10 protein-coding genes are annotated in these 14179 nt (G+C 45.9%); 2 read left to right on the top strand and 8 right to left on the bottom strand.

All coding sequences use genetic code 11. The annotated features are described in order from the left end of the window. Positions 1 to 64 precede the first annotated feature (64 nt). The 4 genes from JC525_RS04730 to rapA form a co-directional block, all read right to left on the bottom strand. Positions 65 to 388, bottom strand: coding sequence for a hypothetical protein (locus JC525_RS04730; RefSeq protein WP_198814763.1), 324 nt, complete (start codon positions 386 to 388; stop codon positions 65 to 67). Positions 389 to 530: 142 nt separating this feature from the next. Continuing rightward, complete coding sequence (locus JC525_RS04725) at positions 531 to 1403, bottom strand: DUF3530 family protein (protein ID WP_198814762.1); 873 nt, start codon at positions 1401 to 1403, stop codon at positions 531 to 533. A 167-nt stretch (positions 1404 to 1570) separates the two neighbouring features. Then, positions 1571 to 2287, bottom strand: coding sequence for a bifunctional tRNA pseudouridine(32) synthase/23S rRNA pseudouridine(746) synthase RluA (gene rluA, locus JC525_RS04720; protein ID WP_198814761.1), 717 nt, complete (start codon positions 2285 to 2287; stop codon positions 1571 to 1573). A gap of 40 nt (positions 2288 to 2327) precedes the next feature. Next, positions 2328 to 5171: an RNA polymerase-associated protein RapA gene (gene rapA, locus JC525_RS04715; RefSeq protein ID WP_198814760.1), complete on the bottom strand. Its 2844-nt coding sequence runs from the start codon at positions 5169 to 5171 to the stop codon at positions 2328 to 2330. A gap of 333 nt (positions 5172 to 5504) precedes the next feature. On the opposite strand from rapA, the gene JC525_RS04710 reads away from it, so the two are divergent. Beyond that, positions 5505 to 6296, top strand: a complete 792-nt coding sequence (locus tag JC525_RS04710) for a DUF4019 domain-containing protein (protein WP_198814759.1) — start codon at positions 5505 to 5507, stop codon at positions 6294 to 6296. A gap of 1 nt (position 6297) precedes the next feature. On the opposite strand, the gene JC525_RS04705 is transcribed toward JC525_RS04710, so the two are convergent. Then, positions 6298 to 7695, bottom strand: a complete 1398-nt coding sequence (locus tag JC525_RS04705; protein WP_198814758.1) for a hypothetical protein — start codon at positions 7693 to 7695, stop codon at positions 6298 to 6300. Between the two features lie 519 nt (positions 7696 to 8214). Here JC525_RS04705 and JC525_RS04700 point away from each other — a divergent pair. Beyond that, positions 8215 to 9612 carry a PhoH family protein gene (locus tag JC525_RS04700; RefSeq protein WP_198814757.1) on the top strand — a complete coding sequence of 466 codons (1398 nt, stop codon included), beginning with the start codon at positions 8215 to 8217 and terminating at the stop codon, positions 9610 to 9612. 126 nt (positions 9613 to 9738) lie between these two features. Here the strand turns inward: JC525_RS04700 and JC525_RS04695 are convergent, their stop codons facing one another. The 3 genes from JC525_RS04695 to JC525_RS04685 all read right to left on the bottom strand — a co-directional run bounded on the left by JC525_RS04695 (position 9739) and on the right by JC525_RS04685 (position 14169). After that, entirely contained in the window at positions 9739 to 10734 is a 996-nt protein-coding gene (locus JC525_RS04695; protein ID WP_332874073.1) for a hypothetical protein, read from the bottom strand. A gap of 96 nt (positions 10735 to 10830) precedes the next feature. Then, a complete protein-coding gene (cysG, locus tag JC525_RS04690; RefSeq protein ID WP_198814756.1) occupies positions 10831 to 12216 on the bottom strand; it encodes a siroheme synthase CysG in 1386 nt (461 codons plus the stop codon). 129 nt (positions 12217 to 12345) lie between these two features. Continuing rightward, positions 12346 to 14169 carry a DEAD/DEAH box helicase gene (locus JC525_RS04685; protein WP_198814755.1) on the bottom strand — a complete coding sequence of 608 codons (1824 nt, stop codon included), beginning with the start codon at positions 14167 to 14169 and terminating at the stop codon, positions 12346 to 12348. Positions 14170 to 14179 lie beyond the last annotated feature (10 nt).

Here is a 14179-nt window from a genome sequence, read left to right as displayed (position 1 = left end):
TAATATATGAACAAACGATAATGTTTTTTTTATGGGCTTAGCAAAATCACAACGGCGTGTTCTATTATGGACGAACACCTACACAGTCAAGGGGACAATGCCCTAAACCTTCTAAGAAATTGACACAGTTTGTAAGCTCGTCAACAAGAAAGCGATCTTGTTTCAGCTTATCTTCATTCCAGTAATGTACTTGATGCAGTAAATGCCAAAAAACGCGTTCCTTTTGAGTGTAGGGCTGGGTTAACGTAAATTCAATTTGACCCCATTCCTCCATGCTATCCCAAAAGAATAGCTCCAATTCCTCAATAGGAAGCTCATCTTGCCAAAATGCTCTCAAATAGAAACATAGCTGCTTCGCTTTGTCATCTACAAATTCCTGAACATTCACAAGTAACTCAACCGCCTTTGTTTACTAAATTAAAGTATAGTCCAATTCGTAATTTTCACTCGCTAAGCTAAATGAAAATTTGTCGTATTAACCTAGGTGACTGTTTTGGGTAAATATTTAGACTAGGCCGAAGGCGAGAAAATTACCAGCCCAAATGGCGCGTCCAACCAATGGTGCTATTTGCAACCATCTGAATTTGAGGATTTTTTTGGATTTCTTTTATACTAAAGGCTAACGAGTTGCTGGGGATGGTGATTTGTCTGTAGTGTATTTTGAGTTCGTTTTTTGCTCTTATTTTTCTTTTCAATGTTGTACTGGCCTCCCAGTCATTAAACTCGCTTAATGATAAATCTAAAACCGGGTATTCCGCTTTTGCCATCGTTTCAATCAGCAGATTATTAGTCGTATCCTCAGGCCAAAATGGTGATATTGCAACAAAGGTGTCGGGATGCAGAGCAGGCTGCAGTTCAGCCGCCGAGAAATAGGTCGTGGCGAGCATGCCTTGTGCAATAATCATGCGATAGCCAGAACGGGTTTGTAGATAATTATTTAATGCGTTGAGTTGCAGGGTCAATGCAGACGTAGCCGATTCAAAGTTAAGGTATTGGGTAAGTTGATTGCTTCTGGGATGTATATTTTTATCAGCTTGACTGTCTTGTGCTGCATCGTTTTCTGCTACTGCTTTGTCTACTGACGAAATTGGGGCCATAGGTAAGTTCACGGGACTAATGACTACATGCCACCCTTTCTCCGCGAGCAAGTCTGCAAGGCTATTGCCTTCTGCGAGCGTAAGGCTTGAGGGAAAGGGTTCGGTAAGGATAATCGCCGTACCTAGAGACAGCGGTGTTTTCGCCTCTACCTCAACAATGGGCGCTTCAGCCTCGCCGACCATTATTGACTTGACCTCCCCTGGAAGGTACGCATTGCTCACATCATTATAGAAGTCGCCATAAGCTGTCATAGGAAATAGCGACACCATGACAAAAATATAGAAGGTGATGGTTTGCGTATTCATATAAAAGTGCTGTGCCTTTTCATTTTGCCAACGATAATACCCATCTGCGATGTGAAACAACGAGCTACAATCAATGTGTTTCGTTATCGGCAATTAAAATTAAAACTAAAGCAGTTGTTAAACGTTGTGATAAAGGTTGCCGGTTTGGTGTGTCGCCATCACAGAGACTACTGCGTTTCTAGCGAAAGCGCATCAGGGCGATGCTGGCTAAAGGGAATTGGTGTTTGAAAATGAAGCCATTGACCCAGTGTAGGATGAGCGAAACTCAAGCTTTCTGCGTGAAGCTGCAGGCGAGATGCCATAGCTAGCGCTTCGTGATGCGCATATAGCCTGTCACCCAAAATGGGGTGGCCCAAAGCAAGCATATGTACGCGTAATTGATGGGAGCGCCCGGTAATAGGATACAGTGCTACCAGAGAGTAAGGACGCCCATTTTCATCCGCAGTTCGTTCTATCACTTCAAAATGGGTCATCGCTTTTTTGCCACGCTCAAAGTCAACCATTTGCTTTGGCCTGTTTGGCCAATCGCAAATAAGCGGCAGATCAACGTCACCTGTATCGGCTTCAATATGGCCGTGAACACGAGCAAAATAGCGCTTTTTGGTTTGCCTTAGTTCGAACTGCTTTGAAATGTGACGATGGCTCTCTTTATTGAGCGCCATCACCAGTATGCCCGAGGTCGCCATATCCAGCCTGTGAACTACAGTCGCGGTAGGATATACACGGTTTACTCGGCTAATAAGCGAATCGCGATGCTCTAACGCTTTACCCGGTACGCTTAGAAGCCCGCTGGGTTTATGCGTTACCACCATATCCTCATCCTGATACACAATATCAAGATAAGGCGTCATTGGCGGGTTATAAACAAAGCTTGGGTTTGCCATTATTTTCTCATTGCGTTAACAGTCGCTACCACGCCATAGATTATGGGTTATTAACCACTATACGTAGCGCGTCTAGCTCTACATCTGCTTCCTGGATAACTTTATCAAGCGCATTCATTTGCGTTTCAATAAATTCAATCTCACTGTCACGAACAGCAGGATTACGTTTTTGAAGGTCGCGCAATCGCTGTATTTCTTCGTTTAGTGTGTTGTGCATGTTGTTAAGCGCATCATGTTGCTTTTGATTTGCCTGCTGGTGGGCAAGCTTTCGCGCTTTCTCAATAGCTAATTCTAGGGGCTGTTGCAGTGCTTTTAAAAGCTGCGTCGAGATTTTGCGACCAATTTTACGCTTAACATCAAAGCTCAAATCTGAAGGATTGCCTTGCGCATCTAAACACACGCGCACTGGCGTTTGTGGCAAGAAGCGACCAAGTTGTAATGCTTTTGGTGCTTGTGCCTGTAGCACGAATAAGGCTTCTATCCAGTAGGCCCCTTTAGGCAAAGACGGCTCCGCGATAAAGCCCATGCTGCTTTTTCCGTGTACATCAGTAAGTACAACATCGATGGCGGTATGAACAAGCGGGTGGTCCCAGCTTAAAAACTGAACGTTTTCTAGGGTAGTGGCAACGCGGCGCTTATAGGTGACCGTCATGCCTTCAGGATCTAAGCCAGGTAGCTGGCTTACCATGGACTCAGTTGGCATGAGAATAAAACAGTCGTTACCTTTTTCGTCTTGCTGTACGCCAATAGCATCGAATACACGACCCATAAAACGAGAGAGATCTTGCTCTGTATCCAGCGCAATGATGTCCTCAAGTAGTTGCTCTACACGTCCTTCGCCAGACGCATTGAGCTCTAGAAGACGATCCCGTCCGGCTTCAAGCTGCGCGACGAGTTGGCTATTCAACGTAACACTCATGTTGACGAGTTCATCTCGCGCATTCATATCATCAGGGTGTAAACACGCGCCAATTAGCAGTGGCTTAACATCATCAAATACGCCAGAACCGGTAGGGCAGGTCTTCTCAAAGGCATTAAGCCCTTCGTGGTACCAGTCTAGTAATACGTGCTGTGCCGTTTTTGCTAAATACGGCACGTGGATTTGTACCGTTTGTGTTTGGCCAATGCGATCAAGACGACCGATTCGCTGTTCAAGTAAATCTGGCGTTATCGGTAAATCAAATAACACCAAATGATGAGCAAACTGGAAATTACGCCCTTCACTGCCAATCTCGCTACATAATAAAATTTGTGCACCGTCTTCTTCATCCGCGAAGTAATGAGCAGCTTTATCGCGTTCAACAATGCTCATGCCTTCGTGAAATACGCTATGGCGAATACCGGTTTGGGTACGAATTACCTCGCCAAGTTCTTGTGCCGTGCGAGCGCTGGCGCAAATAAGCAGAATTTTTTCTGGCTTAACGCTTTGCATGAAATCAAGCAGCCATTCAACGCGTGGGTCGAGTTTAGTCCAGCTGTTTACCACGCTTGCCATGCGTTCTGGGTACAGTGAATAGGTTAGGTCACCTCCACTAACAGCATCTGAATAAACGTCGGGTAGAGCCAGCTCGTAGGCGTTTAACTTACGCATCGGAAACCCATCAATATTGGCTCGGCGGTTTCTAAACAGCATACGCCCGGTACCATGGCAGTCGATAAGTTGATGCAGTAAGGCATGGCGGTTTTCTGGTGAACTTAAATCGCCCGCATGTTCCATCACATCAGGCGCGAATTCAGTGAGCTTACTGCGTTGTTTATCATTAGGTTCGGCGTCAGAAAGCAATGGCGCTACTGCGTCAGCTAATTGGCTGTATTTTGACTCTTCTTCCAAGAAAGCGTCGTAGCTGTGAAAGCGGGCTGGGTCTAATAAGCGCAAGCGAGCAAAGTGGCTTTCGTGGCCAAGTTGATCAGGTGTTGCTGTCAGTAACAGTACACCAGGTGTCTGGTTAGCAAGTGCTTCTACACACTGATACTCTTCAGATGGCGCTTCGCTAGACCAAGCAAGGTGGTGGGCTTCATCGACCACCATTAAATCCCAAGTTGCAGCTTGAATCTGCTGCTGACGCTTTTTACTTTTGCTTAGGAAGTCGATACTACAAAGCACAAGCTGGTCGTTTTCAAAAGGATTGACGTCGCCATCATCAGAAGCTTCACTTTCTTCAATGGCTTCACAGCGGTCTTCATCATAAATAGCGAAGGGTAGATTCACTCGACGGAGCATTTCCACTAACCATTGATGCACGAGTGAATCGGGAACTAGTATAAGCACGCGACTTGCACGGCCAGTTTTAAGCTGCTGATGAATGATCAGCGCAGCTTCAATGGTTTTACCTAGGCCTACTTCATCGGCAAGCAATACCCGAGGGGCGTGTCTACCGCCTACTTCAGCGGCGATATGAAGCTGGTGAGGAATTAAGGAGATGCGCGCACCGGCAAGGCCGATAGTGGTAGATCTAAGATAGTCATATTGGTGGTCAAGCGCGCGTTCACGCAAATCAAACCATTTGGGGTTGTCTAATTGCTGACTGAACAAACGCTTTTCAGGTTGGTTTAAGCGTATGTGGCTGTCTAACATCGTTTCAGGTAAACGTGCTTGCGCTTTCGTGTCTTCACGAAGCCCGTGATAAACGAATAACCCCTGACTTTCTTCTCTTTCGGTAATGGTCATTTCCCAGCCGTCTTGGCTTTTTACCGTTTCGCCAATTTCAAATATCAGTCGTGTTAGCGGCGCATCTTGCTTGGTGTATTTTCGCGCTTCGCCCGTTGCTGGATATAGCACTTCAACCGAACGGAAATCGCTACCAATCACGACTCCTAACCCCAGTTCTATTTCTGTATTACTTAACCAGCGTTGACCAACTGAAAATTGACTATCTGAACTCATAAATCACCAACCTATATTTCGGGGGGCGGTATTGTACGCATTGCGTTGTGATAAGTCATTAATACTAGCTCATTTGATCTACAGTTGCAGGTGGGGGCGTAATTGAATACCTATGCCTACGCGTCAACAAGACGATTAGCACTAGTAGGCCTTCATTACTTCACAACGAGAATGCTGGTAGCAAAAGAATAAGAACGCTAACGTGCCCATCAGGCTTGCTTTGTCACAGGGTTGGCGTAAAACTGTCGTATCACTGAACATGGATATTTCTTACTGTTAACTGCGTTACGTTTTTAACGTATGTGAAGCGCAGCTAACAGGAGGAAGCGCGAGATGGATATGAAAGTAGACAGTCAAAAGCTTATACAACTTCGCAATGCTAAGGCATGGAGTCAGCAGCATCTGGCAGATGTATCTGGATTGAGTTTGCGTACTATTCAGCGAATTGAGAAAACACAATCTGCATCCCACGATTCAATAGGCGCACTTGCTTCGGTTTTCGAAACGACGCCCGATACGCTTTTATTGGAGGAATCCTACGCCACCACAAGTCATGCCCAAAAGCCGCCAACCTCGCAAGCTTCTACTGCGGGCGAGAATGCCGCAGCTTATTATGCAATTAAGCAGCAGCTTGACCGGCCAACGTCGTTGAGCCCCCAACACGTTCTTTGGATCACGCTAGCGCTCGCCATCAGTTTGTTTGTTTCTATTTATTATGCACACACGGCCAATGCGAACAACGGTAGCAGCCAAGTAATTGAAGCAGGCAAGCCAATTAATGTCAGTAGCGAAGTCCTTGAAGATGCAACAAATTGGCTTGAACTTATCGACAGCGGCGAATATGAACAAAGCTGGAAAGAGAGTGGGGCTATTTTTAGAAGCGGTATTTCAATAGCTAAATGGGCAGAGGCGATGCAGCTAGTCAGGGAGCCATTGGGGGCAGCCAAGTCGAGGGAAATCGCGTTAGCACAAGCGCCAACTTCACTGCCGGGATTGCCTAAAGGAAACTACCTGATTTTGTCGTTCACCACTGACTTTGATTCTCAGACCACAATGAAAGTAGAGACCCTTTCTATGGTGGAAGTTGATGGCGAATATAAAGCAATAGGCTACTTCATTAAGTAGCCTACTCAGGAAATTGGTACAAAGTTTCAATCCCTTGAATGGCTTTTAAAGCATCATCGCTCGTTGCATTGTTGATGGCTTTTATAAGTTCAGGTGCATTGTACGGTTCTAACAAGGTTAAGAACGTCGCTGTGCCAGGCGGCATGCCACTATTCACTGCTTTTTGAAGTCGCTTCCATACGGTGAACAGCGACTCCTCACCTAACGTTTTTTGTTGCACCACGCTATCGATGGCACGGTGCATTATCATCCCGCATGAATAATAAAGATTGAAGTGCCCGTTTTTGTAAGCTTGAGCCAGCGTAGTCTGCGCCAGCCCTTCAGAACAGCTCTCGAACGCGCGGGTTATTCGACTTTCAACATAGCTATTGGCGTCTTCATAGAGGAAGTTCATGGCGATTGCTGCAAAGTAGTCGGCGTTGCCCTCGTGCAGCCAAGACTGCTCCTCGTTTTCTGATACACCTCCGGTATTGCCGGGCTGATATAGGTGTGCGACTTCGTGAGCAAAGAACCACAGTGTTTGGTTAACAAAGCTGCTGTTATCGGCCTGCTTATTTAAGTCTTGTCTGTTCCAATGCATAAATATCTGGTTAGGTAGTGTGCCGCCTTGTGTAGAGTGATCGTCTATGTTTGCGTAAGAGGCAAGTAGAATAGGCTTTTCACCTTTGAGCGGATTAAGAGAATGGGAAAAAAATGCCATCATGTTGGGGATGTCTTCTTCTAGCGAAACTTTAATGCTTTCAGGAAGTCCAGGGTCAATTAGGGCAACCACATCATTGGTAATAATTGGTACTTGCTTACCCACATACACAATCCTTCCATCATTGATATCTGTCCACGACACGCTGTTTTTCGTTACTTTGCCATTCAACACAATGTGTTCATCACTGGGAATATTGAGTGTCAGCTGCCATTTATTATCTTCTTCAGTACAGGTATTAGCACAAGCAAACAGTCGCCCAGAATGAAAGGCATTTCCACCGTCAGAAAAAGGAGAAAATGGCGCGTAATCTTTGCCCAAGTGTTTGTATGTAGGCGTCAGTGCAAAAGACACGGTAGAGAAAGACTTACCTGACTTGGAGCGCACAATTTCCTGGTGCTTGGCGTCATCAAAAACGATTTCAATATCGCTATCTTGCGCTAACCAACGTGTTGTTCTTGATGTATCTGGGTTTCTAACAAAAGCCAACGTTTTGGCTGGCGTAGTTAATGTGTAAGTGACTTCCCATTCTTCAACCGTGTCAGCCGTGCTTTTCTCAATGTGGATTAGCATGTTAGAAGAGGGAGTATCTTTGGGCGCTTGGCTATTCGCCCATGCAATTTCAACGCTAAAGCACACCAGTAGCGCTATTGTCATACTTATGGCCGTTTTAATTATTGCGATGTTAAACCAATTCATGACCGGTCTTTCCCTGAGTATTATTAATTTGAATGCATCCACATTGTTGGGATGTTGCGGCACCTGGTTAGCACCCCTTTTTAACTCATCACCTCAACAACTATACCTTAGCGTATTTGGACTTTATAAACGCAGCTAAATTAGCGCTAAATGTCGGTAAAGTGTGAGTATTTGTTACGAAACAAGTATGTCTGTTTCTTTTTCAATGCGGGATTAAAGCACTTTCCTCTCTTATATAACGACGTGAGAATGTTCATCCCTTGTCACTTGCTCTTACGAAAAATAAAAAAGAGAAAAACAGTGCTAAATCTTAAAAACTGGATTATGGTGGAATTAAGGGTTCGCGAATTTCACGAACGAACCTTTGAGGCAGAAAGTGAAGTACTGCTTCTCAGTCGACGCGAGTAGGGGAAGAAGTCCTGTTTCGAGCGGCATTCTCCTACAACCGTAACTGTAGCTTGTTAGTGCGTTCACATATGAACAACACGCCTAACCTGGCTTTATTTACCGGAGTAAAGGATGCCAAGAAAAAATTCTACCGATACTAAGATTTACGTCCTCGATACCAATATCTTGCTGCACGAACCCCACGCTTTTCTCTCTTTTAAAGAACATGATGTTGTTATTCCAATGACCGTATTGGAAGAGCTCGACTATATCAAAGACAGCAAAAAAGACGTGGCGCGTGATGCACGGGTATCTATTCGGGCAATGGAAGATTTACTCCATGACGCAACGCCAGAAGATATGCTTGCCGGTGTTTCGATGGAAGGGTTGGGTGCGGGTCAAACGGCACCTACAGGTAGCCTATCTATATTTGCCGATCTTAATATGGTTGAGGCCCAGCAGGTCTTTACTAGCAATGAAAACGACAACCGCATTATTAACGTAGCGCTGCACCTACAAAAGACATTCGCGCCGCAAAAAGTGGTGTTGGTGACTAAAGATTTAAACATGCGCCTTAAGGCGAAAGGGGCGGGCCTTGCTCATGTTGAAGATTATCGTACCGACCAGCTCATTACCGATATCAAGTATCTATCCCGGGGCTTCCATACTTTTGAAGGCAATCTCTGGGATAGTGTGAAAAGCGTAGACAGCCGCACTGAAGGGCGCGACACCATTCATACTATTCCTAAATCCATGCTGCTTGAGGCATATGTAAACGAATTTTTGCTTGATGAAACTAAGCAATTTGCAGGGCTTGTAGAAGAGATCACCGACGATCATTTAGAAGTACTCGATTTAGGTTATGAACGCTTAATGGGGCGTCACGCTTGGGGTATTACACCTAAAAATATCGGGCAGGCCATGGCGCTTCATGCATTACTCGACCCCCATATTGATATGGTTATCCTTACCGGGCCTGCTGGTAGTGGTAAAACGTTACTTGCGCTAGCCGCTGCCCTTGAAATGGTTGTTGAGCGCAACATGTATGACAAAATCATTGTAACGCGAAGTACGCCGGAAATTGCCGAGTCCATCGGCTTCTTACCGGGTACGGAAGAAGAAAAAATGTTGCCTTGGTTGGCAGCGATTACTGATTCTTTAGAGGTGCTGCATAAGCACGATGAAAATACCAAAGGCTCTATGAATTACATCATGGAAAAAGCCAACATTCAGTACAAGTCGGTTAACTTTATGCGTGGCCGAAGCATCCAAAATGCTATTGTGATTTTGGATGAGTCGCAAAACTTAACCGCGTCACAGCTCAAAACTATTATTACGCGTTGTGGTGAAGGAACTAAGCTCATTGTAGGCGGTAACCTGGCGCAAATAGACAGTAACTATTTGAGTGCGGTGACCTCGGGCTTGACCTACCTAGTTGAGAAGTTTAAAGACTTCTCAGGCAGTGCCACCATTAACTTAGACGGTGTGGTAAGAAGTCGACTTGCGAGTTTTGCTGAAGAGAACTTGTAAACCTATTTACACTTTGCTCTTTGGTTTTTTACAAAGGAAAGCGCCTGTTTTTAAGGCGCTTTTTTATCTGAGAATAAACTGATTCATTTAGGGTTTGCTTGAATGCAAGAGCGATAATTAGCTTGCTTACTCCATAATTTCTACTTGATAGCGGCCTGTTACAATATGGCGTTCAGTATCTTCAGACACTTGGCCAAAAGGAATGAGAGCCGGCCCCGTGGGGTCATATAAAACATAAGTGTCGCCGTCGTACTCGATGGTTCTGTCGTCAACCAAAGGGGTTAGCGCAATGCCAAGCAACGCATGATTAGGCAGAAAAACCATTATCATTTTTGTTGAGGGCAAAAACGCTCTAACCATAGCCGAGGAGAGCACTGCTTTGCTGTCGCAGTCCCCCAGGTTTTGCATAAGCACGCTAACTGGCGGCGCATACCCTGAGCCGTTACTGACCACTCTATCTTCTAAGGTGTCATAGGGAATGCTTTGTATCCAGCCAAGAAGCAGTGAAAAATAGGCTCTGGAGTCGGAGTCAGAGTCGAGCTTTTCATAGAAGGCTTGAGATGCCGCTACCAAAGGTTTGACCGACTCAACTGCATACCTCGCATGATCGGGTTTGATGGCTTGCTGATTAAAGAGGGTCGTAAAGCGCGTAAAATAATGGGCGTGTAGATATTCGTTATATTCTCGCTGCTGAATGGCTTTTAAATCGCTAAGTATTTTCTCAACCTGTGCCTCGTTAGCGCCTCTTACTTCGATATCGATAGACTCACGCTTTGGCGAAATTTTTACGCGCGCGTCTTTTGGGTTTATTTTTTTCGCCTCTTCTATAAGGGCAACAGTAACGTAGCGCTGGGCTATCTTTGGCTTGTAGTTAGGTTGTTGAGTAGGCGCTTCGTTTAACGCCTCAGACGGTATTTCGAAAGCGATAGATTGAAGAATGTTGTCACCATCTAGCCACTCATAACTTAGCGCAACGCCCGTCTCAGTTTGCCGTTTATTGAATTTAAGCTGTTCGCTTTGTGAGACAGAAGAAACGACAAGCCCTGCTAACAGTAAACAGAGCCTTACTGATAACCGGGTTTTAGCGCTGCTCAATCTTGATAGTGTCTTTTTATAAACCACGGTGCGTACGCCTACTCAATGTAACGATCGTGGTATTGAGTATGCGTGCCTGAGCGCAAAAAACAAGGCAACCTAACACGTAACTCGTAGAAATTCTTATTCTTGGAACCAGTTGAGTTCGTTGTGAAGGCTTACAACGCTGCCCACAATTATTAGCGTAGGCGGTTGAAGCTGCGCTTCTTCTTGCTTGGCGACAATGGTTTGCAGAGTGCCTGTCAGCACTTGCTGCTTTTCAGTGGTTGCTGACTGTACCAGCGCGATTGGCGTTGTGGCATCTAGCCCATGCTCTATCATTTTTTCGCAGATGATGGGAAGCCCGGTTAGGCCCATATAGAACACCGCCGTTTGGTTTTTTTGCGCTAATGCAGACCAGTTGAGGTCGATAGTGCCATTCTTTAAGTGCCCAGTAGCAAACACCACCGACTGAGCGTGATCCCTATGGGTTAGCGGAATACCCGCATAGCTAGATGCGCCACTTGCTGCGGTAATGCCCGGAACCACTTGAAACTCAATGCCGTGTTTAATGAGGGTTTGAATTTCTTCGCCACCACGGCCAAAAATAAACGGGTCGCCGCCTTTTAGGCGCACCACACGATTCCCTTTTTTTGCTTCATCAACCATCAGCTGGTTAATGTCGTCTTGCGGGAGTGTATGATTACTTTTGGCTTTGCCTACATAAATCTTCTCTGCATCACGACGCACAAGTTCAAGAATTTGTGGTGAAACCAAGCGGTCGTAAACTACCACGTCGGCTTTCTGCATTAAGCGCAGGGCACGAAAGGTTAGTAAGTCTGGATCCCCCGGGCCTGCGCCTACCAGATATACCTGACCTTCTACTTTCTTGTCTTCAGCTGCTGCTTGCAGTGCTAACTCGAAGGCTTCATCTGCTTTTTTATCTTGCCCTTTTTCTACCATTTCGGCGATATCACCGTCGAGAACATCTTCCCAAAAGTAGCGGCGCGCGGTAACACCGTTAAGCGCTTGCTTTACCTTGTCGCGAAACTTCTCTGAGAATGCGCCTAATCGGCTTAGGTTTGCGGGTAGAACCGTTTCAAGCTTCTGGCGCAAATAGCGCAATAGTACAGGAGCTACACCGCCACTGCTCATCGCAATTACAATGGGCGAGCGGTCAACAATGGAAGGCGTAATAAACTGGCATAGCGGCGTATTATCCACCACATTAACTAATACTTTGTTCTCACGAGCAAGGTCGTGAATGTGCTGGTTTACTTCAGGTTTATCGGTTGCTATGAAAACCATGTCCTTGCTAGCAAGGTCATTATCTTCAAATTCGCGCTCAATAAGGGTTACTCTCTCGTCTTGCGCGATCAGCCTAACGGTATCGCATACCCAAGGTGCAATGACCGTAACAGTAGCAGGCGTCTTCATGATCAGCTCTAGCTTGCGGGCTGCGACTTCGCCTGCCCCAACGATAAGGACATTGAGTTTTCTTGCGTCTAGAAATAACGGAAAGTAATCCATAAAGGTTTTATTAGCTTCAAATACAAAAAAAGAACTGACACTATTTTGCGCCAATTCTTTTTATTTAGAAAACAACGAAAATAGCCTTTATATTACTAATGGTTATATAAAGGCTGGTAGTTTTGTTATTTAGTTCTTACGTTTGCGGTCGCGGCCGCCTCGCTCTTCACGATTACCGCGGGCTGGGCGGTCGTCACGACTCTCGCGAGGAGGACGGTCGCCACGAGGGGCGCGATCGCCACGTCCTTCACGTTTAGGTGGAGGCGTGTCAGACCATTCGCGAATATTCAAACGCTGTCCTGCTACTCGAGTACCGGCAAGGGTGTCCCGTGTTTCTTTAGGCATACCGTCTGGTAGGTCGACTGTACTGAAATTATCATAAATCTCGATAGCACCAATGTGCTTAGAGTTGATATTCGCTTCATTCGCAATCGCGCCAACGATGTTGCCCGGCTTAGCACCGTGAACATGGCCTACTTCGATGCGGAAGCGCTGCATGCCTTCTTCTGGCTTGCGGTTTCCGCGTGGTACTTTCGGCTTTCTCTCGCGACCATCACGGCCGTCACGGCTGCCTCTTTCGCGGCTATCTCTGCTATCGCGAGGAGGCTTGCTGTTAATGTCTGGACGATCAGTTTCTTTAAGAATTAACGGTTCGTCGCCTTGCGCAATTTTAAGCAACGCAGCCATTAACACTTCAGGCGATGCTTCGTTTTCTGCTTTAATCATCTCAACAATAGGCATTAACGACTCAATGCTATCGTCTTGTGTTGCTTCAGCAACTGATTGCTTAAAGCGACTTAAGCGTGTCTCGTTAATTTCGCTAATTGAAGGAATTGGCATTGCTTCAATAGGCTGCTTAGTCGTTTTCTCGATAGAGAACAACAGGCGCTTTTCGCGGTGAGAAATAAATAAGATGGCGTCACCTTGACGTCCAGCACGGCCGGTACGGCCGATGCGGTGCACGTAAGACTCACTATCATAGGGAATATCATAGTTAATAACGTGACTTACACGCTCAACGTCAAGACCACGAGCCACTACGTCAGTAGCAACAAGGATGTCGATTTGACCTTGTTTAAGCTTTTCAACGGTACGCTCGCGAGCCGCTTGCGGAATATCACCGTTTAACGGCTCCACATCGTAACCACGGGCCGACAGTTTATCGGCCAATTCAACAGTAGCGGTTTTCGTACGCACGAAAATAATCATACCGTCGAACACTTCTACTTCCATGATGCGGGTTAACGCTTCAAGTTTGTGATGTGGCGCGATTTGACAGTAGCGCTGGCGAATAGTGCTTGCAGTACTTACCTTAGACGCAATTTTTACGTGCTTAGGATCTTTCAAGTAACGCTGGGTAATTTTCTTGATTGGGCCAGGCATGGTTGCAGAGAACAACGCGGTTTGGCGTTCTTCTGGCGCATGGCTCAGAATAAGCTCTACGTCATCAATAAAACCCATGCGAAGCATTTCGTCAGCTTCGTCAAGCACAAGATACTTAAGCTCGCTTAAGTCTAATGTTTTGCGCTTGATATGGTCGATAATACGTCCCGGTGTACCAACAACCACTTGTACGCCACGTTTTAGCTGACGAATTTGGTTATCGTACGACTGGCCGCCGTATACTGGAAGTACTCTAATTTTTTGACTAAAGCTCGCATAAACCTGAAACGCCTCTGCAACCTGAATAGCTAGTTCACGAGTTGGGGCCAATACCAGTAATTGCGGCTTACTTTGCTCAGGATCGATATTTGCCAACATGGGCAGGGCAAACGCAGCGGTTTTTCCTGTCCCTGTCTGTGCCTGACCGAGTAAATCGTGACCTTTAAGAAGAAGAGGTATACTCTCTGCTTGAATAGGTGACGGTTTCTCATAGCCAACTTTTTCGAGGGCTTGTAAGATAGGTTCTGGTAAATTGAGGTCTTTAAATGTCATGTCGACAGTTGTTGTCATTAAGGGTCCT

It is taken from the genome of Alteromonas sp. IB21 (assembly GCF_016405965.1).
Lineage (GTDB): Bacteria > Pseudomonadota > Gammaproteobacteria > Enterobacterales > Alteromonadaceae > Alteromonas.
The sequence above is the reverse complement of the archived record's forward strand: the minus strand, read 5'-3'. Positions and strand labels throughout refer to the sequence as shown.